This is a genomic window from Teichococcus rhizosphaerae, assembly GCF_002631185.1.
Lineage (GTDB): Bacteria > Pseudomonadota > Alphaproteobacteria > Acetobacterales > Acetobacteraceae > Pseudoroseomonas > Pseudoroseomonas rhizosphaerae.
Genome location: NZ_PDNU01000022.1, coordinates 1 through 25,893 on the forward strand (window position 1 = coordinate 1; position 25,893 = coordinate 25,893).

Sequence of the window (25,893 nt, forward strand, 5' to 3'; positions counted from 1 at the left end):
CTTGATCCGTGGGATAGGGGCCATCATCCGCGTGAAGTCCTGCCGGGTGACATGGTCGTCCGCCCCGCCCTTGAGGCGCGTCCAGCACGCATGAACGTCCGCGAGGTCCGCCATGGGCGCGCGGGCCATAGGATGCGCGACCAGGCGCCAGGCCGCCTCCAACCCGGTGTCGAGATGCGGTTTCTCGTTCGGCTTCGCGACGGCACCCGGCGCGGCGGCGGGTTCATCCAAGCGGTCCAAGATCGCCGTCTGCAGGGCGGGGTGAGGGCTGCCACCTTTCAGCACCCAGTCGAGCAGCTCCGGCTTGTCCAGGTGCCGCGTCAGCCAGACCATCAGCTGGAAGTGGGTTGGCGAGACCCAGCGTGCCGCCACGTCCTGGGGGGTCTGGGACACCGACGCACCCGTCGCGGGGAGGCTTGCGCGCACGCCGAGGAGTTGCCACTCCTCGAGCACCGGCAGCCATTGGATCGGGGCAGGCACCTCGGCCTTGGCGAAGCTGAGAACGGCAGCCGGTTCCTCCAGCGCCCAGCGCACCGCCTCCACCTCGTGATCGACGGAGTAGGGGGGGACCGGGATGATGTCGGAGGCCCGCTCGGCCGCACGGATGCGTGCCGTGAGCCCGAACTTCTTCCGCTGCCCCCACTCGGCGAGGGTGTCGTAGAGCAGCGAGTGGTCGTGATTGGGCGCCGCGTACGGGATGGGCTCGACGCCCTTCGCGCGCCACGCCTCCTCCTCCTGGGCCATGGCCGTCGGATCCTGGTAGGGCGCGAATGCCCAGGCTCGTGGCGACGGTTTGGCTGATGACCCAGCAAGCTGACGCTCGGCGGCGAAGGCGTCCATCAGGTAGCGCATCACCGGGTCGTCGACGCTGTATCCCACGAACAGCACCGGGTACTTGGTGAACAGGTCGGTGACGAACCGACTGGCCCAGCGCTCGGTGAGGTATGCCAGCCCGAAGTCGCCGGTGGTGTAGACCAGTGACTGCACCGACGTGTGCTCGCCCGTGGCGCCGGGTGCGATCTTGCCGTGAAGGTAGGCGACGCTGCGCCAACGGTGCTGCTTCGGCACGGGCAGCATGGGCGCGACGTCGTTGGTGACCTCGTAGCCCAGGGCCTTGGCAGCATGGTCGAACTGCGGGTCGAAGTTGGTGGTCACCATGCGGAAGCCGCCGTCCCGCAGCCGGGCCAACTCGAGCACCGCCTTGTGGCGTTCGAACGGCGCCGTGACCGTCAGCACGTCGACAACCGCCTGCCGCACCCGGTTTCGGCCCAGGCGCTGCTCCAGCAGGTGTAGGGCGCGATCGTACTGGTACCCCGTGAGGGCAGCCTGCTCCTGGTCATTTAGGACCTGCCGCAGCGCCCCCGTGACGCTGTTCACCAGTTGGCTGAAGGAAGGCATTCCGGCGACGCCGGGCCCGGTGGACATGGACACACCTGCTCCGCAGAACAGGACCAGTTCCTCGTCCTCCAGGGCGCGCCGGACGGCGTCGGGGATGTCAGGGCCGTCGGCCACGAAGCGCATGGTTACATCCGGTCCCGCCGCGCGCGGGCCTGCCCACCGGCGGGCAGCGGCGCCCGGCGGCGTGCTCCGTCAACAATACAACAAGGATTCAAACCCGGGAGCCCCCACCATCACGACGTGCGTCGTGGCGGGCGTGGCGCCTTGCTGATCCCGCTGACGAGCCTTCTGAAACGTGAAACACCGGCTGGATCGCAGCCGAGAAACGAGGCAGATTCCATGGCAGCGCAGTTGCGGCTTCCAGTCGCCGGACGCTGCCGCCGGAGCTCGCCCATGATCGTCTTCCCCGACACCAACTTCTTCCTGCACCACCAAGATCCGGCAGCTATCCCGTGGGCGCAGATCACTGGGGACGACCACATCAGATTGGTGATCTGCCGCAACACCGCTCGGGAACTTGACAAGAAGAAGTTCGAGCTACAGGGGCGCCCGCAGAAGAGGGCGCGCAAGTACGCGGCTGTCATCGCCGAGGTGGTGGAGACGAAGCAGCCGGTGGAGCTGCGGGCCGCCGATCCAAGGGTGACCCTTGAGATGGCGCCACCGCGCCCTGGGGCTTGGGCAGTGCCGCCTGACCTGGAGGCTCCCTTCATCCTTGGGGATGATGCCTTCGTCGCCGATGTCTTGCACTTCCGCGACGTGATCGGCGAGGACTGCACCGTCCTCACCGCCGACAGCGGGCCTCTCGAAAAGGCGGCGGGCCACGGTCTGCCGGTGGTGCGTACCACGCGACCGGGCTGGCAACTGCCCGACGAGCCGGACACGCGCGACAAGCGGATCAAGGAGCTGGAAAGGCGCCTGGAGGAGATGGAGGGCGATGGTCCAGCCATCGCGGTCGAGGTGCGCCTGCAAGATGCCCCAGCTAGGGTCGTTCCGCTTGATGTGGTGCGATACCCGGTCCTGGCCGAGGAACGGGTAGAGGCTCTGCTGGCGGAACTCCAGGCTCGACACCCGCGGGTGGTCGAGTTCCCCAGGCCAACCGAGGCGGACGAAAAGGATCCGTTCACACCTGCCGCAGGCCAGCCCTTCGACCTCGCGGAACTCGAGGGACCGTTCGACTGGGTTGGGCCGACGGAGAAGCAGCTCGCCACCTACAACACCGCGTACGACACCTGGCTTGAAGAGGCACGCGCCCTCATCGACAACCTGCCGAAGCAGCGGCAGCGGCCGGAGTTCGACGCATCATTCAAATTCTGCCTGGAGAACGTCGGTGTCGCTGCCGCAGAAGGTGTTCGGGTATCCCTGGAGGCAACAGCCGGACTGCTTCTCAAGGATCTCGATGATGGTCCCAAGAAGAAGGCGGCGGGGAAGGCAAATGCTGTTGCGCAGCCTGTTCCGACGTCGCTCCGGCCGCCGCCCAAAGCCCCCGGCTGGCGTAAAATCTACCGAGAGGTGGCCCAGCCGACCCCGGACACTGTGAAGCCGAACAGGACGATGTCAGTTCTCGAGGCCATGCGCATTGCCGAGGCGGGCGGCGCATACGGATCCGCTTTGGCGGAGCACGAACGCATGCAGAAGATCATGCGGGATGCCGGTCTTGGGCCCCTGCCGGGAATGCCTGGCTTGCACGGTAGCGAGATGCTCAGCGGCTTGGGCTACCGCAGTCCAATGGAGGAGTTGCGAGTTCCCGTGGATTCCTTGTTCCCGCGCCAACCCAAACCGCGGGATCCGGAGGATTTCTACTGGCGAGGTGGAGCGCCTGTACGCCTGCAGGCGCGATGGGATCTCGAATGCGAGCTTCTCCGCCATCACGTCCAACCGAGGGTATGGACGCAGGCCGTGGTGGCGCGGCTCGACCGCCTCCCCGGAAACGGCGGCTCGATCCGGGTTGAGGTGCATGCACGGAACCTGAAGCGGCCATTTACGAGGGACGTGCCGGTGCGCATCTCAGTGCGCGATGAGGACACCGAGGCTCTGGTACGCGCAGCGCTTTTCGGCCCTTCAACTGGGTGAAGGGGCGGCTTCCCTAGAGGTGCCGCTTCCTAGCCTCCAATCACCAACCGCGTTCGTAGCGCGGGCCATAACCTTGCTGGTGCCGCCACGCCCGGCGTTGCTCGCGTTCCTGCTCGATGCGCCAGGCTTCGCGCCGCGCGGCCTCGGCGATGAGGGCCTCGTCCCGCTCCCGGCGCCACTCCCGCCACTGCTGGCGCCGCTCCCAGTTGCCGTCGTACGGCCGCTGGTCCCAGTACTGCACGGTCTGGGCAGCGGCTGGCGGGGCAGCCAGGATGCTGGCGGCAGGGGCCGCGGACGCGTTGTGCGCCGCCAGCGTGAGCAGACTCGCTGTCATTGCGGCTGCTGCCGCCACTACGATCCGACGCATCTGAACCTCCACGGTGGGATGCCGAGGCTGGCAAAGTCGCAGGACAGCTTGTCGGCTGTTGGGCTGAACGATGGCCTCCGCGGGGCAGCCAAAGCCATCGCGGGGGCCGACCTGCTCGTCCGGCGGGGCTCCGAACCAGCGAGTTGATGCTATGCTGCCGCCTCCCCGAAGCTCACCGGCGCCATGGACGGACCAACCAGCTGCCAGCCTCCCGCGATGCATGACTTGGACAGGGACGGCACCCGGCTCCCCTACGGCTTGGCCGAGGATGGCCGCCTGGCCCACGTGTCGGAGGTGGCCTCGGGGCTGGCGTGCCGGTGCCGCTGCCCAGGCTGCGGCGAGCGGCTGGTGGCCCGCAAGGGTGCCATCAAGGTCCACCACTTCGCCCACCACGTGGACCGCGCTTGCGTCGGCGCATGGGAAACCACCCTGCACCGGCTGGCCAAGGAGATCGTGCTGGAAGCCCGCGACATCCTCCTGCCGGACGCGGTGGCCGAGGTCGACGGCCTGCGCCAGGACGTCGCCTTCGCCACCGTCTTCCCCTACGAGGCGGCGGAGGCCGAGGTCGACATGGGTGGCCTGCGGCCCGATGCCGTCATCCGCGGCCGGGGCAGGGAGCTGCTCCTCGAGTTCCACGTCCGCCATCCCTGCGGCCCCGAGAAGCTGGCCCTCCTGCGGGAGCGGAACCTGCCCGCGGTCGAGATAGACCTCTCCCGTGTTCCCCGGCACGCCTCCCGTGCCGAGCACGCCGAGCATGTCCTGCGCGCGGCGCCCCGCCACTGGCTGCACAACGCCAAGGTCGCCGTTGAGGAGGAGCGCCTGCGGCGCATCGCGGCGGAGCGGGCGGCAGTCGAGAAGCGGCGCTTGCAGCGGCTCCATGGCCGGATCGCCGACGAGATCGCGGGCGCCTGGGTTGAGCCGGTGAGCCCTGGCCACTCCAGCTGGCGCATCAGGGCCGTGGACGCTGGCTTCGGCGGGTTCGTCGGCCGGGCCGTCCCCGGTGACGGATGCTTCGCGGTAGTCGCCGAGACGTGGCAGGCGGCGTTCCTGGACCATGTCGCCATTGGCGCCGCTGGCCACTGGGTGACGGGCGACGCCGCGCTCAGGACCCTCCAGAAGCGGCAGATGCTCAAGGCGCCGTTCCAGATCCGGCGGAACTGGGAGCCGGAGCTGGTCGCGCACATCCAGGAGCGCGTGCCGGGCTTCCGCCCGCCCCACGAGGTCATCGCCGACTACGCCGACTGGCTGGCGGAGCGCGGCCTGCTGATGCGCGTCCGCCAGGGCTGGGTGGCCGCCCAGACCGTCGGGTGGGAAGCCAGGCAGCGGATGGAGGCGGCGAGTGAGGCGAGGCGCCGCCAAGGTGAACTCCAGGACAAGCTGGGCACCATGCTGAAGGCGGCTGGGCTGCCCTGGGCGGACACGGCAGGCTGGCTGGAGAGGGCTGTCCCCGAGTTCGGTGCGGTGCCTCGTGTGCTGGCCGAGGAGGGCGGCGAGGGCTTCGGGCGCCTCATGCGAAGGCTCGATGAGCTCGAGAGGATGGTCCAGCCGCAAGCCAGTCCGTACGAGGGCGGCTTGCTGGGCCTGCCGCTGGATGCGGTGCGGCTGAGGCGCCGGGACGAGGCGCGTGCCCGGCAGGAGGCCGCACGCCTCGAGCGCGAGGAGTTCGCGCGGCAGGCTGCGGAACGCCGCCGCCAAGAGTCAGGGGACTTCGTGGGCACCCTGATGACACGAGCCGTCGCCTTGATGGGTCAACATGCGGGCACGACCTGGGTCTGTGATGCGGTCAGCGCCGCAACCGGGCTGCCCCTCGACGAGGGGCAGTTCGCCCTGGACTGGCAGGCGAGGAACCGCATCAGCGAGGCGATGGCGGGCGAGCGGGACCGCATCATGGCGACCCGGGAAGCCGAGAGGCGCCGCCTCGACAAGGAGGCGGAGGCTGCCGCCGTTGTGGCAGGCTGCCGGAGCAGGCTGGAGGCGGAGGTGATGGCCCGCTTCCCCGGTCAGCCGGACTGGGCGCACATGTGGCTACGCGGCAAGCACCCCGCATTGGGCCGGTCGCCCTGGGAACAGTGCGTCGACGAACGGACGCTCGAACGCTGCAGGAGCCTGCTCGATGCGGCGCGGCCTAAGGGCAGGCGGCGGTAAGGTGATCGGCACGGGCCGATAGCTTGGAGGGCTCCATTTCCAGCCCCCATGACCGAACATGGGGCACGCTGCTCCGTTGTGGCAGGTCAGGAGGACAACCGATGATCGATCCCACATCCGAGATGGCTCGCCTCGTGGAGAGGGCGAGGCCGTACGTTCCGCAGAGGATTACGCTGGGAACTATCGTGCTTGAGGGTGCCGCACCTCGCCTCGCTTGCGTCTCAGTCGAGCAGCATCCCGATCAGGACGGGGACCACGTGCGGCGGCAAGATGATGTCGAAGGTGCCGCCTTCATGAAGCCGTCCAGAGACGAGGACGAGATCGTTTGAAGTCGGCGAGGCGCTCACCTCGGCGACCATCGACCGGGTCGCGTAGTCATTGATGTTCCCGGCATTGGCGGCCGATCCCATGCCGCTGGACGCCTGCTGGAATGCAGCCATCCCCGCATCGAAAGCGGCCATGTCCGAGCCCGCCACCCGGGTCACCAGGTGCCCGACAGGTGCGGAGCCGAGCGCATCGATGAGCTGATCGCGTCCCCTCGATGTGAACGCGAGCGTCCTGTCCGAGAGGGGAGGATGCCGGAAGGTGATGGCGTAGCAGGGCTCTCGAGCAGTCTCCGTGATGTGCGCGAGGGCGACCCTTGCGCCGATCACGACGCCGGGCCGGTAGGTTCCAGGCTTTGCCGGGGTTTCAATGCTGTCGTCGGCCATGGATGCCATCCGCGAATTCCCGGCAGCCTATAGTCGCTTGGCTCGGGCGGCGACAGGCGAATGTCACAGAGGGTTATGCCGATTTGGCTGTGGCCCGCCGCGTCTCGACGCGACCGCCTATCGGCTCTCATGATCCGATGATGCCAAGGATTCCTGCGCCCAGCTTCCCGGCGTCCTCCTCGCGCAGAACGACGGTGACCGGCTGGAGCACATGACCGGCCGGATGCCGCAGCACCGCTTGGCCGGTCACGCGGACGATGCCGCCGACCCGCTCGTAGGCGAAAGCGAACGCGCCCTCGGGGCCCCGCGACAGCTCCAGCATCCAGGACCCGTCGGCGCCCTGCACCACCGGCGGCTGTCCCTCCGGGCGTGCCAGCGGGGCAGGGGTGTGGCCGATGAACGTCGTGTCCTTGCCGGGCATGCGCATTCCTTCTGCTTCCGCGCACGCCGTCCTTGGTGACCAACGACCAAGCCTTGCTGGCGTGCGGCGGCGAAGGTGGCGCCGACGCGATCGCCGGTCCAATCACAGGAACGGCGCCGCGCGGCGGGACGGAGGCGACGGCCGCGCGACGGCCCGCATGACCGGGCGTCAATCCTTCGCGGACGCCTTGCCGCCGGACGCCTCCATGACGACACGGACCATCATCTCGACGGCCGCCGACCGGCTGCCCAGCCCGTTGTAACTGGCCAGCGTGTCCAGCCATCCGGCAGTCTCGGCGTCTATTCGGATGGTGCGGAAATCCTCTGCCCGGCGCACCTCGTCACGCAGCTTCGCCAGCAGCCGCGCCCGCGTGGCCACGGCGAACTTCTCGGTCACCAGCAAGTCGGGCGAGTGCGGATTCAGCACGTGCCGGGTCAGCCAATCCGCCTGCGCGGCGCCACGTGCTGCGCGCCACGCCGTGCGGCGCACCGGGAATGAATCTGCGAGCGCGTTGTGCTCTTCGTCGGTCGCCTCGGGCGGGAAGGCCAGGATGGGTTCCGGCCCCCCAGCCTCCCGGTACTGCCCGACGCGCCTCAGCACGCCCGGGTGCCGCATCGCCACGCCAGCTTTGGCCAGCCACGCGAAGCAATCGTCGCCGACCTCCTGCTGGAGCAGCATGGCGGCCATCCTCTCACGCCTCGGCGTCGTGCGGCGGCCCATGGTGGTTGTCCTTTCCCCGACGGCGTGGCGGCGGGCAGCCCCGGTTACCCGGCGCCCGACCCATCCCGTTTTCCTTCTGATGACCTCAGGTGCGTGGTCGCGACCCGGGCCATCGCCTTCACCGTCTCCGAGCGGCTCGTGCACCCGAACAGCCTGCGGCCGATCTCGTCCAGCCCGAGGGCCGTCTCCTCGGAAACGCGGACCGTCAGGACAGGGCCACGGGCGATCCGCGCCCGGTCGCGGAGCTTGGCCAGCAGCCGGGCGCGCAGCGCTTTCGCCCGGTCCGGAGGAAGCAGGCAGTCAGGGGAAACCGGGTCCAGCACGTGGCGCAGCAGCCAATCGTCCTCGTGGCGCTGGCGCGACCGGAGAAATCTTTGCCTGGCGGCCTCGCCTATCGGCTCCGACCCGCCGCTGGCCGCGACGGGGCCGCGCGAGTACGCGTGCAGGACGCTCCTGAGAGCGTCCGAGTACAGCTTGGCGCCGTGCGCCCGCAGCCAGCCTTCGAGGTCGAACCCGAACTCGGACCGCAGCAGCCGCAGCAGTTCCTTGTCGCGTTCTGCTATCGGTGGCGTGCCCATGCAGCGCCCAATCCTTGTTTCTCGGCGGACCTCGACGGTGCCAAGGGGCAACGCGAATACCGTGGAACTCCACGGCCAGCAAGCGCCGCCCCACAGGGCGTGGAGCTCCACGGTAAATGCGCAGGGTCAATCGGCCACCGGCGCCGCCGCGTCGGCGTCACTGCGTCCAGGGAAGCCATTCCGGCGCGATCCGTAGTGAAGTTCCGCGCGATCCGTAGGGGAAGAGCCCCGTAACCGACTGATTCCGCGAGCGGAATCGGCTCCGAATCTTGAATAGATTCCAGGGGGACCGCGCGCCGCCGGTTCGGCATGCCTTAGTCGGCCAGCGACGAGGTGCGGCGGCAGGCCGAGAAACAGGGTTGACCGCTCTGGGTTCCGCGCACGTCGTTGGCTGCGCGGAGGCTCCCATCCGGCTTCCGCCAGGCGCGGGCAGGACGGCTGGCAGCCCGCCAGGGCTTCGCTGATGCGCCGTACGCCCGCCATCAACTGGCATCAAATGCCCCTCCCCCGACGGGGAGAGTTCACGGAACTGAAACAGACAGCTTCTTGGCGAGATGATACGACGTTTCCACAAATATCGAACCGACGTTCGATATGCGCGAAGCAGGAGTTCACGGCGATGTCGTCGAAGCCGACGTCCGGCGCCACAGCGGCCGGGACCACGAAGCCAAACCGGGCAGGGGCCTTGGTGCCGCGGGCGGGTAGGCTGCTCGCGCTGGCGGGGACCGCGGCGGCTTTCCTCGGGGTGGCCGCGCCCGCGCAGGCCGAGACCCGAGAGGTCACCCAGGTCACCGGCAGCTCCACGGTGGCCCCGTTCAGCCGGGCCGTCGCCGAGGCGGTCGGTAAGGCAGCGGGCGGGGAGCGGGTCCGGGTGGCCAGCACCGGCACGGTGCACGGCTTCGCCCAGTTCTGCCGCAGCAACGGCCTCGGCAACCCGGACGTGCAGGACGCCTCGCGCCGCATCAACGCGGGCGAGTTCGCCCTGTGCGTGCGGAACGGCGTCAACGAGATCATGGAGATCCCCATCGGCTACGACGGCATCGTCGTCGCCCACCGGAAGGGCCTCGCCTCGCCGAACTTCACGCTGGCTCAGCTCTGGCTCGGCGTTGCCAAGCAGGTGCCGCGGGACGGGCGGCTCGTGCCGAACCCCTACACCTCGTGGCGCCAGATCTCGCCGGAGCTGCCGGACTGGCCGATCCGCGTCATCGGCCCGCCGCCGACCTCGGGCACGCGCGACAGCTTCACCGAACTGGCGATGATCCCCGCGTGCCGCACGGCACCGGAGGTCCAGGCCATCGAGGAAGCCGCCGAGCGGACCCGGGTCTGCTCCACGGTGCGCGAGGACGGCCGCTGGACCGACGCCGGTGAGGACGATCATGCCATCGTGGCCAAAATCGCGAACGGCGCCGACGGCACCCTGGGCATCTTCGGGTTCAGCTTCCTGGAGGCCGCCCGCGACCGCATCGAGGGTTCGATGGTCGGCGGGGTCGACGACACGGTGGAGACCATCGCCTCTGGCCAGTACCCGCTCTCCCGCCCGCTGTTCCTGTGCGTGAAGCGGCCGAACATCGACCGCGTGCCCGGCCTCAAGGAATTCCTCGCCGAGTACGCCTCTGATCACGCCCTGGGCCGGGAAGGCTACCTGGCCCGCATCGGGCTCGTGCCGTTACCGGCGGAGCGGCTCCGCGCCATCCAGGACGCGGTGCGCAACCGCGTCATCATGGACCGGCGCCCGGCGGGCTAAGGGCGATGCGCGGCCGTGACCCCCGAGACCTCGACCCGCCTGCCGCTGGTCGGCGCCCGTCGGCCGCCGGTGGCGGTGGCTGCGCCGGGCCGCGGCCCGCGGGGGACACGGCCGCGCCGTTCGACTATGGCGACAGCATGGAAGCCACCGAAGCCGCGTCCGTGTTCTCCGCCCTCGGCCAGGGTTCCCGCCTCGACCTGCTCCGCACCCTGCTGGACGCCGGGCCGGACGGGTTGCCAGCGGGCGTCCTGGCGGAGCGGCTCGGCATCGTCCCGTCCACGCTGTCCTTCCACCTCAGGGGCCTGGAGCAGGTCGGGCTGATCCGCTCCACGCGGCAGGGGCGCAGCCTCATCTACGCCGCCCAGATCGACCGGCTGCGGCACGTCGTCACCTTCCTGACCGAGACCTGCTGCGGTGGCCGCCCGGAACTGTGCGGCAGCCTGACTCCGGCACCGGCGGCAGCACCCCTGCGGGACGGCCCCATGGTCGCCGCCTTCAACGTGCTGTTCCTGTGCACCCGGAACTCGGCCCGCTCGGTCATGGCCGAGGCCATCCTGAACAAGCTCGGCGGCGGCCGCTTCCGCGCCTACTCGGCGGGCTCCGATCCGGCGGCGCGGCCAATGGCGGAAGTCCTGCGCAAGCTGGAGAGCCTCGGCCACGACGTCTCCGCGGTGCGCAGCAAGTCCTACCGCGAGTTCCAGGGGCCGGACGCGCCGAGGATGGATTTCGTCATCACCCTCTGCGACGAGCTCCAGGGCCAGCACTGCCCCGACTTCGGCGGGCAGGCCATCACGGCGTCATGGCCGCTGCCCGGCCCCGGCCGCTACGAGGCCGGGTCTCCGGACCGCCAGCTGATGGTCAACGAGCTCTACGCCAGCCTGCACCGTCGCCTCGGCATCCTCACCAATCTCAAGGTGGACGCGCTCGACCGGCTGTCCCTGCGCCACCGCGTGGACGACCTCGGCGAATCCCCTCTCACCGTCGCAAGGGAGCGCTGACATGCGCGTCGGAATCAACGGCATGGGCCGCATCGGCCGCCTGGCCCTGCGCGCCGCCATGGGTGGCGTCCTCCGCGAGGTGGACGACCCGCGCGCGGGCAACCGTTTGGACGTGGTCCACGTCAACGAGCTCAAGGGTGGCGTCGAGGCCACGGCGCACCTGCTGGAGTTCGACACCATCCACGGGCGGTGGCGCGAGCGGATCGCGGCGGACGGCGGCGACGCGCTGCGCCTTGGCGACCGGCGCGTCGGCTTCAGCGCCGCCACGGCACCGGGCGGCGTCGCCTGGGGCGACCTTGGCTGCGATGTCGTCCTGGAATGCACGGGCAAGTTCCTCAAGCAGGAGCAGCTCCAGGCGTACTTCGACCGCGGTGTGAAGCGCGTCATCGTGGCGGCGCCGGTGAAGGATCCGGCGGCGGCCGCCCTGAACATCGTGGTGGGCGTCAACGACCACGAGTACGACCCGGCGCGGCACCGCCTGCTGACGGCGGCCTCCTGCACGACGAACTGCCTGGCGCCGGTGGTGAAGGTGGTCCACGAGGCCATCGGCATCCGCCATGGCCAGATCACCACCATCCACGACCCGACTAACACCAACGTCGTGGTGGACGCCCCGCACAAGGACCTGCGGCGCGCCCGGTCGGCCATGCTGTCCCTGCAGCCGACCACCACCGGCAGCGCCACGGCGATCGCGCTCATCTACCCGGAACTCAAGGGGCGGCTGAACGGCCACGCCGTCCGGGCGCCGGTGCTGAACGCCTCGCTGACGGACGCCGTCTTCGAGCTGCGGCGGGAGACCACGGCGGAGGAGGTGAACGCCCTGTTCCGCGACGCCGCCGCCGGGCCGCTGGCGGGCATCCTCGGCTACGAGGAGCGCCCGCTGGTCTCCGCCGACTACGCCAACGACACCCGCAGCGCCATCGTCGACGCGCCCAGCACGCTGGTGACCGACGGCACCATGCTCAAGGTCTACGCCTGGTACGACAACGAGATGGGCTACGCCTGCCGGATGGTCGACCTCGCCTGCATCGTCGGGGAGCGCGGCGTCTGATGTCGGCCGTCCGCAACTACATCATCGTGACCGGCGCCTACTGGGGCTTCACGCTCACCGATGGGGCGTTGCGGATGCTGGTGCTGCTGCACTTCTACCAGCTCGGCTACACCCCCTTCACACTGGCCTTCCTGTTCCTGCTCTACGAGGCGGCGGGCATCTTCGCCAACCTCGGGGGCGGGTGGCTGGCCGCGAAGTTCGGCATCCCGCGGATGCTGGCCATTGGCCTGACGCTGCAGATCGGCGGCCTGCTGATGCTGTCGGCGCTCGACCCGGCCTGGAGCGCCGCGGCATCTGTGGCTTGGGTCGTTTGCGCCCAGGGCATCTCCGGCGTGGCCAAGGACCTGACCAAGACGGCCTCGAAGTCGGCCATCAAGGCGTCCTCGCAGCAGGGCGCCGGTCAGTTGTTCCGCTGGGTCGCCTGGTTCACCGGCTCCAAGAACGCCATGAAGGGCTTCGGCTTCTTCCTTGGGGGCTTCCTGCTCCAGGCCGCGGGCTTCCGTCCGGCGCTCTGGGCGCTGGTGGCGTTGCTGGTGGTGGCCCTGGTGGGCGTGCTGCTGTCGCTCCCCCGGGAGCTGGGCAGGGCCAAGGCGTCCAGGAGCTTCAGGGAACTCTTCGCCAAGAACCGCGGCGTCAACCTGCTCGCGGCTGCCCGCGTCTTCATGTTCGGCTCCCGCGACGTCTGGTTCGTCGTGGGCCTGCCGGTGTTCCTGTATGGCCAGGGCTGGAACTACGTCGGCGTCTCGACCTTCCTGGCCGCCTGGACGATCGGCTACGGCGGCGTGCAGGGCCTGGCGCCGCAGGTGGTCCGCCGCAGCCCGGACGGGCTATCCCGCGAGGTGCCGGAGGCGCGGCTCTGGGGGACGGCGCTCGCGGCCATCCCCGTCGTGCTCGGCATCGTGCTGGCGACGGGCGCGGTCGGGCGCCCCGACCTCGTGGTGGTCGCCGGATTGGCCATCTTCGGCTTCGCCTTCGCTGTGAATTCCTCACTGCACTCCTACCTGATCCTGGCTTACGCCGGGTCCGAGAAGGCCGCCGAGGACGTCGGCTTCTACTACGCTGCCAACGCGGCCGGACGGCTGGGCGGGATCCTGCTGTCGGGCGTGCTGACGCAGTACGCCGGTCTGGAAGGATGCCTCTGGGGGTCGGCCGCGATGCTCGCCGCCTGCGCCCTCCTGACCTTCCTGCTCCCCAAGAGCCTCGTGGCACGTCACGCCCCCGTCTGACGCCCCGCTCGCAAAGCACGTGACAATCCGGCGAAAGGAGCGCCGAATGCAGGGCTGCAGGTAGAACCCGTAAGTGGGTCGCCTGGGGGTGGAACGAATGGCTCCAGCGTGCCCCGCAGGCCGAAGGGCCGTCCTGGCCGCCGTGGCCCTGGCCGGGCCGCGCAGGGCCCGTGCGACCTCTCTGGCCCCGGTCCGCTTCGGCCTCACCCCAGTCTTCCTCGAATCCGACCTTGCCCTGCTGCGGGCGCTGTCCAGCCACATGGCGGCGGCGCTCGGTACCCCTGTTGAGCTCGTGAAGCGCCGGACCTACCAGGAGGTTGTCACGCTCCTTCTCACGGGGCAGCTCGACGCCGCCTGGATCTGCGGCTTCCCCTACGTCCGGCACGCCGACAGGCTGTCGGTTCTAGCCGTGCCGGTGCACCGCGGGCGCCCCCTCTACCAGTCCTACCTCATCGCGGACCCCAGCCTGCGGGCCAGGTCGCTCGCCGACCTCAGGGGACGCAGCCACGCCTTCTCGGACCCGGACAGCAACTCCGGGTGCCTGACCACCCGCTGGCTGCTCGCGGGCCAAGATCTGTCCCCGGCGACGTTCTTCGGCACCACCTTCTTCGCCTACGGCCACCGGAACGTGGTCCGGGCCGTGAGCAGCGGCCTGGCGGAAAGCGGGTCCGTCGACGGCTACGTCTGGGAGACCATGGCCGAGACGGAGCCTGGGCTCACCTCGACGACCGATGTCGTCGCCCGCTCCGCATGGCAGGGCTTCCCGCCGGTCTGCTGCCTCACCGCGTCCCGGCAGGGCGCCGCAGCGCGCGGCATCGAGGCGACCCTGCTGGGGATGGCGGCTTCCCCGGCGGGCACCGAAATCCTCCGCGCGCTCCGTCTGGACGGCTTCATGCCCGAGCGCCCCATCCTCTACGACGGCATCCGCGCGATGTCCCAAGACCTGGAGAGCCGGGCATGAGGCGTGCGGGACCGCGGCGGCTCAGGGTTCAGCTGGACCCACGGCATTGGCCGCTGCTGCTCACCGTCCCCTTGACGGTGGCGGCATTGGTGGCTGGCGTGGCCACCGTCACCGGGCAGGCGGTGCTGGCGCGTATGGAGGCGGACCAGGGGCGCCACCTGGCGGCGCTGGGGGCAGCCTTCCTCGACGGGCTGGCGACAGCCGCCCAGCCAGCCGCCGTGCGGGCCGACGTCTGGGAGGCTTTCGACGCCCTGGACCGTGCCAGCGGGCAGTACGAGGCCCTCCGTCCCACCCTGTCGGTCGAGGTCCTACCGGACGGCTCGGTCCTCGCATCCTCGAGCCCGCGGGTGCTGCGCACCGGCGCCGCGCTGCCGCGGTCTCTGTCTGATCCGGCTGACCAGGCCATCGCCTCGGGGTCGCCCGCCATCGACGAGCGGGCCGGGCGGGCTGTCGTGGCGCGCGTCCTGCTGGAAGGTGGCGTGCCGGTCGGTCGGCTGGTGGCCGAGGCGGACATCGGCGCGCTGCTGGCGGAGCGGGACGCGGTAGTCAGGGCGCTGGTCCTGGCGAACATCGGCATCGCGGCGCTGTTCGCCGCCGCAGGCGCGCTACTGGTCCGGCGCATCCTCCTGCCGACCGAGCGGCTCCGCCATCGGCTCCTCGAGGCCGCCCAGGGGAGGCGCCCCGAGCCCCTGGATGCGCAGGCGGGCTCCGGCCCTGAGCATCTGGCCCTGGTGAACGCGTGGAACGGCGCCGTGGCCGCCATCGCGGAGCGGGACCTCATGGCCGGGCGGCTGGCCCGGGAGGAGGGCCGCGCCCAGCTTGGGCGCCTGACGGCGGCCATGGCCCACGAGGTGAACAACCCGCTCGGCGGCCTGATGACGGCGGTGGACACCCTCTCCGAGTACGGCGACAGGCGCGACATCCGCGAGGAGGCCGTCGGCCTGCTCAGGCGGGGCCTGGACGACATACGCAAGGTGGTCCGCGCAGGGCTGTCATCCTGGAAGACGGGGCCGGGCGAGGCACCACTCGCGGCTCAGGACTTCGAGGACCTGCGGCTGCTCATCCGCCACGAGGTGTCACGCCGTGGCCTGACCCTCGACTGGCGCAACGACCTGCCGGACGGCGTGCGCGTCGACCGGACGCTGGCCCGGCAGATCGCGCTGAACCTGCTCCTCAACGCGGCCGCCGCCTCGCCGCCGCAAGGCGTCCTCGGCTTCCGCGCGCAGGGACTCAGCCAGGGCGGCGCGGTCATCGAGGTGAGCGATGTCGGCACCGGCCTACCCGCCGAAGCCGAAAGCCTCCTCGCGGACCCGGACGGCCCACCACCTTCTGGTGGCGGGCTCGGCCTCTGGACCGCCGCCCGGCTGGCGCGCAGCCAGGGGGGACGGATCACGCGCGAGCCGACACCGCGGGGAACGCGGCTGGTCGCCGAGCTGCCGGTCCCCTCCCACGCCAAGGAGGTCGCCCATGCCAGCTGAACGAGGCCAGATCCTCCTCGTCGAGGACGACCCGACGACGGCGGGCACCATGGCCCAGCGCCTGCGCATCGAGGGGTACGGCGTCGAGGTCGCGACCGGCGCCGTCGAGGCCGCTGCCTCGCTGGAGCGGCGGGTGCCCGACCTGCTGCTGTCCGACCTGCACCTGCCGGACGGCTCCGGGGAGGAGCTCTTCCTGTCCCAACGCAGCCGTCTCGCCGGGACGCCCGTGCTGGTGATGACGGCCTACGCTGGCGTCGACCAGGCCATCCGGCTCATGAAGGCGGGCGCCGACGACTTCCTGGTGAAGCCCGTCGAGATCCAGGACCTCCTCGGCCGCGTTGGTGCCCTGATGGCCCGGCGCGTGGTGCCCGCGGCAGACGCTACCCTGGGCGTCTCGGCCGCCATCCGCCGGATCGAGGCGACGGTGCGCCGGGCGGCGCCCAGCGACTGCCCGGTCCTGCTGCTCGGCGAGACCGGCACCGGCAAGGAGGTGGCGGCCAAGCTCCTGCACCGCCTGTCCCCACGTGCGGCGGCGCCCTTCGTCGCGGTGAACTGCGCGGCCATCCCGGCCGAGCTGGCGGAGAGCGAAGTCTTTGGCCACGAGCGCGGTGCCTTCACCGGCGCCGCCATGCGACGGATCGGCTGCGCCGAAAGGGCAGGGGCAGGCACGCTGTTCCTGGACGAGGTCGCCGAGCTGGCGCCCGGGCTGCAGGCCAAGCTCCTGCGGTTGCTCGAAGGGCGCGAGTACACCCGCGTGGGCGGCTCCGGCACGCTGGCGTTCCACGCGCGCGTCGTCGCGGCGACCAACGCCGACCTGGACCAGCTTGTGCGCGACGGCCGCTTCCGCGAGGATTTGCTCTACCGGCTCGACGTGATCCGCATCGAGATCCCGCCGCTCCGCATGCGCCGCGACGACATCGTGCCGCTGGCGCGCCAATTCCTTGCCAACGCATCCCTGGCTTCGGCCCGCGGCATCCGGGGCTTGGACAGCCGGGCGGAGCGCGCCTTGGAGGAAGCGGACTGGCGCGGCAACGCCCGCGAGCTCCGCAACAGGGTTGAGCGGGCCGCCGCCTTGGCGGACGGGCCCTGGGTCGGTGTCGACGACCTCCTGGGGGGCACCGCGTCCAACGGCGCCAGCCCCGTGGCGGCGGTCGGGACGCTGGCCGAGGCGGTCACGGACGCCGAGCGGCGGGCGGTCTCCGCCGCGCTCGCCGCCGCGTCCGGCGAGGTGGAGGTCGCGGCGGGCATCCTCGGCGTCGGCCGCTCGACGCTGTTCGAGAAGATCCGGAAGCTGGGTTTGCGGTGATCGGATGAAGCCTGAGCGGACGGTGGTTCGCCCAAACTGACAGGCAGCAGCGCTTACACCAGGCTCCGAAACAAGCGCTCAGGGCTAATCACGTTCCATGGCTCGTCTGAACGCCCATTCATTGTAGTCTTCTTCGTCGCACTCGTCTTCGTCATCCCTCTCCGGTTCCTCTGGCGGCTCAGGATCATCTGGATCCTCGAAGAAGGCTTCCACGGCGAGGAACTGCTTCGCCGCCTCGTTCAGTTCCACCTGCACGATGTGGGTCTCGATCTCGTTGGACTGTTCTTCCGCAGGGATGAGCTTGGCGTACTGGTAGGTGAGCCACGGGAAGAAGTGGTTCATGACTCCGTGAGGTGTGTGAGTTGTACCCCAGACACCAATTTGGGAATCCGGTTGGCTCTTTTCATAACTCCCGTAGTAAACGTCTATCTTGCGAAGACCCAGGGTCTTGTTGACCCAGAAGTCGAAACTGAAGAAGACTTCCTTGTCTCGGTATTCCTCCATGTCTGCTTTGTCGGCCGCGAAGCGATAACGCTTGATCGACGCACGGTCCGTGCCGATCCCGCTGGCGAGGGCGGGCTTCGCCTTCTCATCCAGCACGTTCCGAGAAGGGATGTGGATGGCCCAGCCCTTCTTTGTCTGCCTTGTCAGATGGCGTTCAACACGTTGCCAGAGGGTGAGGCCGGTTTCTGGATTGTGGAGGATCAGAAACACTGGGAGGGAGTGCCGCAGCCAGTACTCGAGGTGGCGAGGCTCACCGTAGAACGTGTACCCCTCTGCATCCTTGTGCTGGAAGAAAGAGGTGCCCGACTTAACCTGAAGCGCAATCAGCTGTCCCGTTGGCTCTCCCTCTTCGTCAACAATCTCGACTTCCGCATCGACACCAAAGTCGCTGATCGTCTGCTCGCGGAAGAACCACTTCAGGCGCTTGGTGAAGATGAGGTTCACTTCCTGAACGCCGACGCGCTCTGTCAGTGCCGTTGATGTTCTGGCCATGGGATGCATCACTGATAGCAGAAGGGGCGCAATACTACACACGACGTGCGGCGTCGGGCGAGGCCCCGACCACGATGTCACGTAGGCGCCGCAACGGTCCAGGATGCCTTTCGTTCTTGCCTTGCGAGCGGGGGCGCAAAGTCCAGCCTTCTGGACCCGGACGGCGCCAAGTCCAGCTTCCTGGACTCCGGTGACGGTCCGGTGACAGCAATCCTCCGTCAACATCCTGATTTCCAAGGCACCGTAAGCCACCGCCGTCACGGGCGCCGTTGGCACGCCCGCTGCAATGCTGTCGTCGCCTGAGAGCGGGGAGACGGAAATGTCGGGTTGCAACAAGCTTACGGAGAGCGGCCGCCGCTTCTTCCTGGGACGGGGGGCGCTGGCGGTGGCTGGCGCGGCGGCGGCCTCCACGGTGCCGCAGGCGCCCGCCAAGGCGACACCGGCCCTGGCGCGCGTGGCGTACCCGGTCAGCAGGCTGGGCAACATGCGCGACCTGAAGGTCAACGAGCCCATGGACATCAGCTACCCGGACGCCGACAGCACGGGCGTGCTCATCAAGCTCGGCACGCGGGTCGAAGGTGGCGTCGGCCCGGACGGCGACGTCGTCGCCTTCTCGAACCTCTGCCCACACAAGGGCTACCCCATGTTCTACCAGGCCGACGACCGCACCCTGAACTGCCCCGGCCACTACAGCCGCTTCGACTGCGAGAAGGGCGGCCTGCAGGTCTGGGGCCACGCGACCCAGAACCTGGCCCAGTTCCGCCTGCGCGTGGACGCGGGTGGCGACATCCACGCCGAGGGCGTGGACGAGCTGCTGTACGGCCGCCACTCCAACGTGCTGGCCTGAGGAGGGCGGGAACATGGCTTACAAGCGCAACATCGACCGCCTGCCGATCCCGCCGCGGGACGCCAAGGTCAACAACGTCGTCTGCCACTACTGCATCGTGGGCTGCGGCTACAAAGCCTACTCCTGGCCCGTGAACCGCCAGGGCGGCCCGGCGCCGGACGACAACGCCTACGGCGAGGACATGCGGGGCCAGCTCGGCGCCGACAGCGCCGCCTGGGCGGCGCCGTCCATGTACAACGTCGTCCGGCACAACGGGCAGGACGTCCACATCGTCATCAAGCCCGATCACGACTGCGTGGTGAACTCCGGCCTCGGTTCCATCCGCGGCGCCCGCATGGCCGAGATGTCCTACTCCACCGTCACCGGGACGCAGCAGGCGCGCCTGACCGACCCGCTGGTCTGGCGCTACGGCACCATGTCGCCCGCCTCCTGGGACGACAGCGTCGCGCTGGTCGCCGAGGTCACGCGCCGGGTCATCGAGGAGCAGGGCGAGGACGGCCTGCTGGTCTCCGCCTACGACCACGGCGGAGCGGGCGGCGGCTACGAGAACACCTGGGCGACCGGAAAGCTCTACTTCCAGAGCATGAAGGTGAAGAACATCCGGATCCACAACCGTCCGGCCTACAACTCCGAGGTGCACGGCTCCCGCGACATGGGCGTGGGTGAGCTGAACAACTGCTACGAGGACGCCGAGCTCGCGGACACCCTGTTCATCGCGGGCGCCAATTCCCTCGAGACCCAGACCAACTACTTCCTGAACCACTGGGTGCCGAACCTGCGCGGCTCGACGCTGGACAAGAAGCAGAGCCAGCTGCCGAACGAGCCGCACGCCGCCGCCCGCATCATCGTGGTGGACCCCCGCCGGACGGTGACCATCGCGGCCTGCGAGGCCGAGGCGGGAAAGGAGAACGTGCTCCACCTGCGCATCAACAGCGGCACCGACCTCGTGCTGTTCAACGCGCTGTTCACCGAGATCGCGACCAAGGGCTGGGCCGATAAGGCGTTCATCGCCACCAGCACCAGCAACTACGACGCCGCGATCGGCGCCAACCGCACCACGGTGGAGGAGGCGGCCCGGCTCACCGGTGTGTCGGCGGAGGACATCCGCAAGGCGGCGGCCTGGATCGCGGAGCCCAAGCAGGGTGGCGCCCGGCGCCGCACGATGCTCGCATACGAGAAGGGCATCATCTGGGGCAACGACAACTACCGCACCAACCAGTCTCTGGTGAACATCGCCCTGGCGACGGGCAACATCGGTCGCCCCGGCGGCGGCTGCGTCCGCCTCGGCGGTCACCAGGAAGGCTATGCCCGCCCCTCCGACGCCCATGTCGGCAAGCCCGCCCAGAACGTCGACGAGCTCCTCATCGGCGGCAAGGGCGGCATCCACCACGTCTGGGGCTGCGACCACTTCAAGACGACCCTGAACGCCTCCGAGTTCAAGCGCGCCTACCAGCGCCGGACCAACATGGTGAAGGAGGCGATGGACTCCGTCCCCGCCGGTGACCGCGCCGCCCAGGTGGAGGCCATCATGAAGGCCATCCGCGCGGGCGGCCTGTTCAGCGTGGACGTGGACATCGTGCCGACCCAGATCGGCTCCTGCGCGCACGTGGTCCTCCCGGCGGCGACCTCGGGGGAGATGAACCTGACCTCCATGAACGGCGAGCGCCGCATGCGCCTGACCGAGCGCTACATGGACCCGCCGGGCAACGCGATGCCGGACTGCCTCATCGTCGCGCGCCTGGCGCAGGCCCTGGAGCGCTCCTTCCGCACGGCCGGGAACGCCGCCGTGGCCGACCGCTTCCGGGGTTACGACTGGAAGACGGAGGAGGACGCGTTCATGGATGGCTACCACCAGCACGAGAAGGGCGGCGAGTTCGTCACCTACGCCCGGCTTCGCGCCATGGGCACCAACGGGTTCCAAGAGCCCGCAGTCGGGCTGGAGACCACCGGCGCGGTGGCTGGTGGCACGACCACCGGCGCCTCGCCCGGCATGGTGGTGCAGGGGCCCGGCATAGAGGGCGCCCGCGGCCGCGAACCCGTCCAGCAGGCGGCGCCGGGCGCCGGTGCGACCGGCACACCGGCGGCGACCACCGGCGGCAGCGAGCGAATCCTTGGGACCAAGCGCCTCTACGCCGACGGCAAGTTCAACCGCCCGGACGGCAAGGCGGTATTCGCCGCCACCCCATGGCGGGGGCTGCAGGCCCAGGGCAAGCAGGCAGAGAAGGACTCGCAACGCTTCCTGGTGAACAACGGCCGCGCGAACCACGTCTGGCAGTCGGCCTACCTCGACCAGCACAACGACTTTGTTCGCGACCGCTTCCCGTACCCCTACATCGGCATGAACCCGGATGACATGGGCGAGCTGGCGCTAAAGCCGGGCGACCTCGTCGAGGTCTTCAACGGCAACGGCGCCACCCAGGCGGTCGCATGGCCGGAGGGGGGCCTCGGCCGCAACCAGACCTTCATGCTGTTCGGCTACCCGACGGGCGTGCAGGGCAACGTGGTCAGCAAGGCGACCAACGAGTTGGTCATACCAAACTACAAGCAGACCTGGGCGAACATCCGGAAGCTCAGCGACGCCCCCGAAGCCGTCCGCCACCTGTCTTGGAAGACCCAGGAGTACCGGGCCCAGACTTGAGATCGGGCACCCTGCGACGCGGCCGCCCGGCTGCGTCGTCACGCTCCCCCTGCCATTGGAGACCCCATGCGAGTCCTTGCCTCGGCCCTGCTCTGCGTGCCGCTCCTCGCCTTCCCGGCTCTCGCCCAGACCGTCCCGTCGGGCGAGCAACTGTTCCGCAGCCAGTGCGGCGCCTGCCACGGCGTGGACAGCCGCAACCGCGTCGGCCCCGGCCTCGCCGGAGTGCTGGGCCGCCGCGCGGCAGCCGTCGAGAGCTTCCGCTACTCGAACGCCATGCGCACAAGGGCGGCGGAAGGACTGACCTGGGACGAGGCGACGCTGCACGCCTACTTGCAGGCCCCCAAGCAGGTCGTGCCCGGAGGCAGCATGTCCTATGTTGGCATGAAGGACGAGGCACGCCTGAACGCTTTGCTGGCCTATCTCAAGGAGAATGCGGGGTCGTGACCACCAGCCTCGCGCCCCGCCCCGCATGCTCCGATTGCGACCTGCAAGCGGGCCTTGTGGACGTCGAGATCGCGCGCGCACGGCTTCTCGCCGACGTCCATCCGGTGCGGGGCGTCGAGCTCGTTTCATTGTCGGCGGCGGCCCGGCGGGTGCTGGCGAATCCTGTACTGGCGACATCGGACATGCCGCCGTTCGACCGCGCCGCCGTGGACGGCTATGGCGTCGGCGGGCCGGGGCCCGGCCCCTTCCAGGTCGTCGGCTACCTTCCGGCGGGCGCGGGTGGCCTGCCGCGTGTGGGCGCCGGTGAGGCGGTGCGCCTGCTGACCGGCGCCGCCGTCCCCGAGGGCGTCTGGGCGGTCGCGATGCAGGAGGGCTGCCGGGTGGACCCGCACTCCGGTGTCGCGTCGCCGACGCTCCTGCAGGATGCCAACATCCGCCGCCGGGGTGAGGATTTCCAAGCGGGCGAGGCGGTGCTGGAGGCGGGCACCCGGCTCGACCCGCGCCACCTCGCGTTGCTGGCTGCGGTTGGGGTGGGCGACGTCGCGGTCCGGCGCAGGCCGCGGGTCGCCGTGCCCTCCGCCGGTGACAAGCTGCTCGAGCCGGGCATGCCGCACGCGCCGGGCGCCATCCACGACAGCAACCGCCCCATGCTGGCCGCCTTGCTGCGGGGCATGGGCGTCGAAATCCTTGGCCTGGGCCTGCTGCCTGACCGGCGATCCGACATCGCGGCCGCCCTGGAGCGGGCGTCCGGGTGCGACGCCATCGTCGCCTCGGGCGGCGTGTCCGGCAGCGAGGCCGACCACTTGCTGGGCGCCCTGCATGACGCCGGTGGCCACGGCTCCTGGTGCGCCGTGGCGCTGAAGCCGGGCAAGCCACTGGTGTTCGGCGGCATCGGCACGGCGCGCTGCCTGTTCCTGCCCGGCAACCTGGTGGCCGCGCTGGTTAGCGGCATCCTGTTCGGGCGCCCGCTGGTAGCTCGGCTTACCGGGGCTGTGGACGGCGGCCTGAAATCCTTGCCAGCGCGCCTGGCGTCCGGCTGGGACCGGAAGCCGGGGAGGGAAGAGTTCGCCCCCGCGATGGTCGGGCCGGACCTCGTGGTCGAGCACATCAGCAAGCCAGGGTCGGCGCGACTCATGCCGCTGGTAGCGGCCGATGGCTAGGTCAGGGTAGGTCGAGACGTCGGGATGCTGCGGGCGTATCCATCCGGTGATGGCCGCGGTTGACGGTCAGGCGGCGGCGGTCGCAGGCGCCTGAGTGCGCTTCCAGTTCCACGGCAGTAGCTCGTCGAGCCTGGAGGCGGGGTGGTCAGCCATCCTGGCCAGTACGTCAGCAAGCCAGGCGCGTGGGTCGACGTCGTTCAGCTTCGCGGTGGTGATGAGCGCGTACATCATCGCGGCCCGCTCGCCGCCCCGATCACTGCCCGCGAACAGCCAGGCCTTTCGGCCGAGGGCGATGCCGCGGAGCGCGCGTTCGGCCGCGTTGTTGGTCAGGCAGATCCGGCCGTCACTGAGGAACCGGGTGAATGCGGCCCAGCGCTTGAGGGCATAGTCCAGCGCCTTGGCCAGGTCATTGTGGCGCGACAGCCTGCCCCTGGTCTCCAGCATCCAGGCATGGAGGTCGGCAACCAGCGGCTCGACAACGCTCTGCCGGTGCGCGAGCCGATCGGCCGTCGGGCACCGGTTCACCGCCCGCTCGGCGTCGAACACCTGGTCGATGCGCCGCACGGCCTCGACCGCGAGAGGCGCACGGGCGACCTCGGCCAGCTCGAACACCTTGCGCCGGAAATGCGCCCAGCACGCCGCCTCGGTGATCGGCTCGGGCCTGCGGCTGGCCAGGTAGAGCTCGCCGAACCCGGCATAGGCATCGGCCTGCAGGATCCCGGAGTAGGCAGCCAGGTGCCGTCTGGGATGCTCGGCGGTACGGTCGCGCGAGAAGTAGAACACCGCGGCCGGTGGTGCAGGTCCGGCAAAGGGCTGGTCGTCCCGCACATAGGCCCAGAGGCGTGCTGTGACCGTCTTGCCGCGGGCGAGCAGGGGTACGGTGGTGTCATCCCCGTGCAGGCGCTCGGCGGCCAACACATGCGCCTCGATAAGGGCGTGGAGCGGCGAGAGCACCGCCGCCGCGGTGCCGACCCAGTTGGCCAGGGTGGAGACGCTCAGCTCCACGCCCTCCCGACCATAGCTCTCGCTCTGCCGGTTCAGGGGGAGGTGCTGGCCGAACTTCGCCTCCAGGACCATGGCCAGCAGGTTCGGCCCAGCCCTGCCGCGGGCGATCGGGTGGAACGGCGCGGGCGGCTGGGTGATGCGCTCGCAGGCACGGCAGGAGAATTTCTCCCGCACCGACTGGATGACCTTCCACGACCGCGGGATCACCTCGAGCGTTTCGGTGACGTCCTCGCCGAGCTTGGACAGCCTGCCGCCACAGCAGGGGCAGGCAGCAGGCGACGGGAGCACCACTCGCTCGCGCGGCAGGTGGGCGGGCAGAGGACCGCGGGAGGGCCTGCGCGGCGGCGGTGCTCCGGGCCGTGTCTCCGCCTGGTTCTCCGCCCGTGTGGCGTCCTCGGCCGCCGCGGCGACCAGTTCGCCGAGTTCCAGTTCCAGCTGATCCAGCAGCTTGCGGCCGCGCTCGGAGGAAGCGCCGAACTTGTCGTGCCGCAGCTTGGCGATCACCAGCTTGAGGTGCGCGATCATCGCCTCCGCGCCGACCACCCTGGCCTCCGCCTCAGTCGCCCGAGCCTCGGCCGCGAGGCGCGCCTCGCGCTCGGCCGCCAGGGACACCCGCAGGGTCTCGACGTCATCAGGGTCAACCGCGACGGGCGTCATGCCGGAAGTGAATCAGGGACAGCCTTGCTTTGCCAGCACAATCGGGTTCAGCCCGCAGCCAGCGGCCTGTAGGTGCGCTGCGGATTCCGCCAGTCGATCCCCTCCAGCATGTAGGCCAACTGCGGGCCGGAGATGGACACCACCCCGTCGGCCGGTGACGGCCAAATGAAGCGGCCCCGCTCCAGCCGTTTGGCATAGAGCGACATACCCAACCCGTCATACCAAAGGATTTTGACGAGATCACCGCGGCGGCCACGGAACACGTACAGATCACCCACATGAGGATCCCGCGCCAGCGCCTCCTGCACCTGCAGCGCCAGGCCGTTCATGCCGCGCCGCATGTCGGTATGACCTGCTGCCAGCCACACCCGTACGCCAGTAGGGACCGGGATCACCGGCGCAGCGCCGTCAGCACGCGCCGCAACGCGGCCGTGTCCACCTCCGCACCCACCCGCACACAGGTGCCATCCGGCAGCACAATCTCGATCCGCGGATCGGCCCCGGTAGCTGCGGGCGCCGCAGGCCCGGACGGCACCGGGTCGCTCACCTGCACCGGCAGGAACACTGGCCCGGGCGCGCTGGGTACCGCAAGGCGACCTTGCCGCAGTTGTCGCCGCCAGTACCACAGCAGGCCACGGCTGATGTCGTGCCGCCGCGCTACCTCCGATGTGCGGGCCCCCGGCTGCTCCACCTCGGCCAGCACGCGCAGCTTGTCCTCATCGCGCCAGCGTCTCCGCCGCTCCACGCCGGTGATGATCTCCATCCCGCCCCGTCCTTAGCGTCGCCCTTACGAGCGTCACTAAGGTCACCCACCATCAACTCAGGGAAGGCGGCCCTCGCCGGATGGGTACCTGCGGGCCGGGGACGCGGTCGCGTTTCTATCCCTAGCGGGAATCCTAAACGGGTAGGATGGCGCCCGTGCTCCTTCGTTGCCGCGGCGGTTTCGCCAGGTTTCGGAGGGCAGGGACTCCGG

General features: G+C 69.8%; 23 protein-coding genes. 13 read left to right on the plus strand and 10 right to left on the minus strand.

What is annotated here, in order from left to right:
- Positions 1 to 1,521: SIR2 family protein (locus tag CR162_RS12450; RefSeq protein WP_176559829.1), on the minus strand; the 1,521-nt coding region annotated here is incomplete at its 3' end.
- Between the two features lie 270 nt (positions 1,522 to 1,791).
- Between CR162_RS12450 and CR162_RS12455 the strand changes: the two genes are divergently transcribed.
- Positions 1,792 to 3,468, plus strand: coding sequence for a hypothetical protein (locus CR162_RS12455; protein WP_099095870.1), 1,677 nt, complete (start codon positions 1,792 to 1,794; stop codon positions 3,466 to 3,468).
- A gap of 40 nt (positions 3,469 to 3,508) precedes the next feature.
- Here CR162_RS12455 and CR162_RS22400 read toward each other — a convergent pair whose 3' ends face one another.
- A complete protein-coding gene (locus CR162_RS22400) occupies positions 3,509 to 3,835 on the minus strand; it encodes a hypothetical protein (RefSeq protein ID WP_176559830.1) in 327 nt (108 codons plus the stop codon).
- 216 nt (positions 3,836 to 4,051) lie between these two features.
- Here CR162_RS22400 and CR162_RS12465 point away from each other — a divergent pair, with 216 nt between their 5' ends.
- Positions 4,052 to 5,980: a competence protein CoiA family protein gene (locus tag CR162_RS12465; protein ID WP_099095872.1), complete on the plus strand. Its 1,929-nt coding sequence runs from the start codon at positions 4,052 to 4,054 to the stop codon at positions 5,978 to 5,980.
- Positions 5,981 to 6,201: 221 nt separating this feature from the next.
- On the opposite strand, the gene CR162_RS12470 is transcribed toward CR162_RS12465, so the two are convergent.
- From CR162_RS12470 to CR162_RS12485, 4 genes are all read right to left on the minus strand, one after another.
- Complete coding sequence (locus CR162_RS12470; RefSeq protein ID WP_099095873.1) at positions 6,202 to 6,690, minus strand: hypothetical protein; 489 nt, start codon at positions 6,688 to 6,690, stop codon at positions 6,202 to 6,204.
- A gap of 127 nt (positions 6,691 to 6,817) precedes the next feature.
- The gene (locus tag CR162_RS12475; RefSeq protein WP_141563145.1) at positions 6,818 to 7,111 is read right to left on the minus strand and encodes a hypothetical protein; all 294 of its coding nucleotides are present in this window, start codon (positions 7,109 to 7,111) and stop codon (positions 6,818 to 6,820) included.
- Positions 7,112 to 7,279: 168 nt separating this feature from the next.
- A complete protein-coding gene (locus CR162_RS12480; RefSeq protein ID WP_141563146.1) occupies positions 7,280 to 7,789 on the minus strand; it encodes a hypothetical protein in 510 nt (169 codons plus the stop codon).
- Positions 7,790 to 7,875: 86 nt separating this feature from the next.
- Positions 7,876 to 8,409: a hypothetical protein gene (locus CR162_RS12485; protein WP_099095876.1), complete on the minus strand. Its 534-nt coding sequence runs from the start codon at positions 8,407 to 8,409 to the stop codon at positions 7,876 to 7,878.
- A gap of 619 nt (positions 8,410 to 9,028) precedes the next feature.
- Here CR162_RS12485 and CR162_RS12490 point away from each other — a divergent pair.
- From CR162_RS12490 to CR162_RS12520, 7 genes are all read left to right on the plus strand, one after another.
- On the plus strand, positions 9,029 to 10,153 hold the full coding sequence (locus CR162_RS12490) for a substrate-binding domain-containing protein (protein WP_099095877.1): 1,125 nt from the start codon (positions 9,029 to 9,031) through the stop codon (positions 10,151 to 10,153).
- Between the two features lie 137 nt (positions 10,154 to 10,290).
- A complete protein-coding gene (locus tag CR162_RS12495) occupies positions 10,291 to 11,151 on the plus strand; it encodes a metalloregulator ArsR/SmtB family transcription factor (RefSeq protein WP_099095878.1) in 861 nt (286 codons plus the stop codon).
- 1 nt (position 11,152) lies between these two features.
- Positions 11,153 to 12,202, plus strand: coding sequence for an ArsJ-associated glyceraldehyde-3-phosphate dehydrogenase (locus tag CR162_RS12500; protein ID WP_099095879.1), 1,050 nt, complete (start codon positions 11,153 to 11,155; stop codon positions 12,200 to 12,202).
- Positions 12,202 to 13,428, plus strand: a complete 1,227-nt coding sequence (gene arsJ / locus CR162_RS12505) for an organoarsenical effux MFS transporter ArsJ (protein WP_099095880.1) — start codon at positions 12,202 to 12,204, stop codon at positions 13,426 to 13,428. The genes CR162_RS12500 and arsJ overlap by 1 nt, the downstream gene beginning before the upstream one ends.
- 142 nt (positions 13,429 to 13,570) lie before the next feature.
- A complete protein-coding gene (locus CR162_RS12510) occupies positions 13,571 to 14,389 on the plus strand; it encodes a substrate-binding domain-containing protein (protein WP_245870327.1) in 819 nt (272 codons plus the stop codon).
- The gene (locus CR162_RS12515) at positions 14,386 to 15,867 is read left to right on the plus strand and encodes an ATP-binding protein (RefSeq protein ID WP_099095882.1); all 1,482 of its coding nucleotides are present in this window, start codon (positions 14,386 to 14,388) and stop codon (positions 15,865 to 15,867) included. Before CR162_RS12510 ends, CR162_RS12515 begins: the two co-directional genes overlap by 4 nt.
- Entirely contained in the window at positions 15,857 to 17,173 is a 1,317-nt protein-coding gene (locus tag CR162_RS12520) for a sigma-54-dependent transcriptional regulator (RefSeq protein WP_099095883.1), read from the plus strand. The genes CR162_RS12515 and CR162_RS12520 overlap by 11 nt, the downstream gene beginning before the upstream one ends.
- A gap of 84 nt (positions 17,174 to 17,257) precedes the next feature.
- Here CR162_RS12520 and CR162_RS12525 read toward each other — a convergent pair whose 3' ends face one another.
- Complete coding sequence (locus CR162_RS12525; protein ID WP_245870329.1) at positions 17,258 to 18,655, minus strand: DUF4365 domain-containing protein; 1,398 nt, start codon at positions 18,653 to 18,655, stop codon at positions 17,258 to 17,260.
- Here CR162_RS12525 and CR162_RS12530 point away from each other — a divergent pair.
- The 4 genes from CR162_RS12530 to CR162_RS12545 all read left to right on the plus strand — a co-directional run bounded on the left by CR162_RS12530 (position 18,654) and on the right by CR162_RS12545 (position 23,258).
- Positions 18,654 to 19,016 carry an arsenate reductase (azurin) small subunit gene (locus CR162_RS12530; protein ID WP_245870330.1) on the plus strand — a complete coding sequence of 121 codons (363 nt, stop codon included), beginning with the start codon at positions 18,654 to 18,656 and terminating at the stop codon, positions 19,014 to 19,016. The genes CR162_RS12525 and CR162_RS12530 overlap by 2 nt on opposite strands.
- 13 nt (positions 19,017 to 19,029) lie before the next feature.
- Complete coding sequence (locus CR162_RS12535) at positions 19,030 to 21,654, plus strand: arsenate reductase (azurin) large subunit (protein ID WP_099095886.1); 2,625 nt, start codon at positions 19,030 to 19,032, stop codon at positions 21,652 to 21,654.
- 66 nt (positions 21,655 to 21,720) lie between these two features.
- Positions 21,721 to 22,098 (plus strand): c-type cytochrome, encoded by a 378-nt coding sequence (locus CR162_RS12540; protein WP_099095887.1) that lies wholly within the window; start codon positions 21,721 to 21,723, stop codon positions 22,096 to 22,098.
- A complete protein-coding gene (locus CR162_RS12545) occupies positions 22,095 to 23,258 on the plus strand; it encodes a molybdopterin molybdotransferase MoeA (RefSeq protein WP_099095888.1) in 1,164 nt (387 codons plus the stop codon). Before CR162_RS12540 ends, CR162_RS12545 begins: the two co-directional genes overlap by 4 nt.
- Before the next feature lie 66 nt (positions 23,259 to 23,324).
- Here CR162_RS12545 and tnpC read toward each other — a convergent pair whose 3' ends face one another.
- From tnpC to tnpA, 3 genes are read right to left on the minus strand one after another with little or no spacing between them, the layout of a single operon-like run.
- Positions 23,325 to 24,920, minus strand: coding sequence for an IS66 family transposase (gene tnpC / locus CR162_RS12550; RefSeq protein ID WP_099095889.1), 1,596 nt, complete (start codon positions 24,918 to 24,920; stop codon positions 23,325 to 23,327).
- A gap of 47 nt (positions 24,921 to 24,967) precedes the next feature.
- Positions 24,968 to 25,315 (minus strand): IS66 family insertion sequence element accessory protein TnpB, encoded by a 348-nt coding sequence (gene tnpB / locus CR162_RS12555; RefSeq protein WP_099095890.1) that lies wholly within the window; start codon positions 25,313 to 25,315, stop codon positions 24,968 to 24,970.
- Positions 25,312 to 25,683 (minus strand): IS66-like element accessory protein TnpA, encoded by a 372-nt coding sequence (tnpA, locus tag CR162_RS12560; RefSeq protein ID WP_099095891.1) that lies wholly within the window; start codon positions 25,681 to 25,683, stop codon positions 25,312 to 25,314. The genes tnpB and tnpA overlap by 4 nt, the downstream gene beginning before the upstream one ends.
- Positions 25,684 to 25,893: the final 210 nt, after the last annotated feature.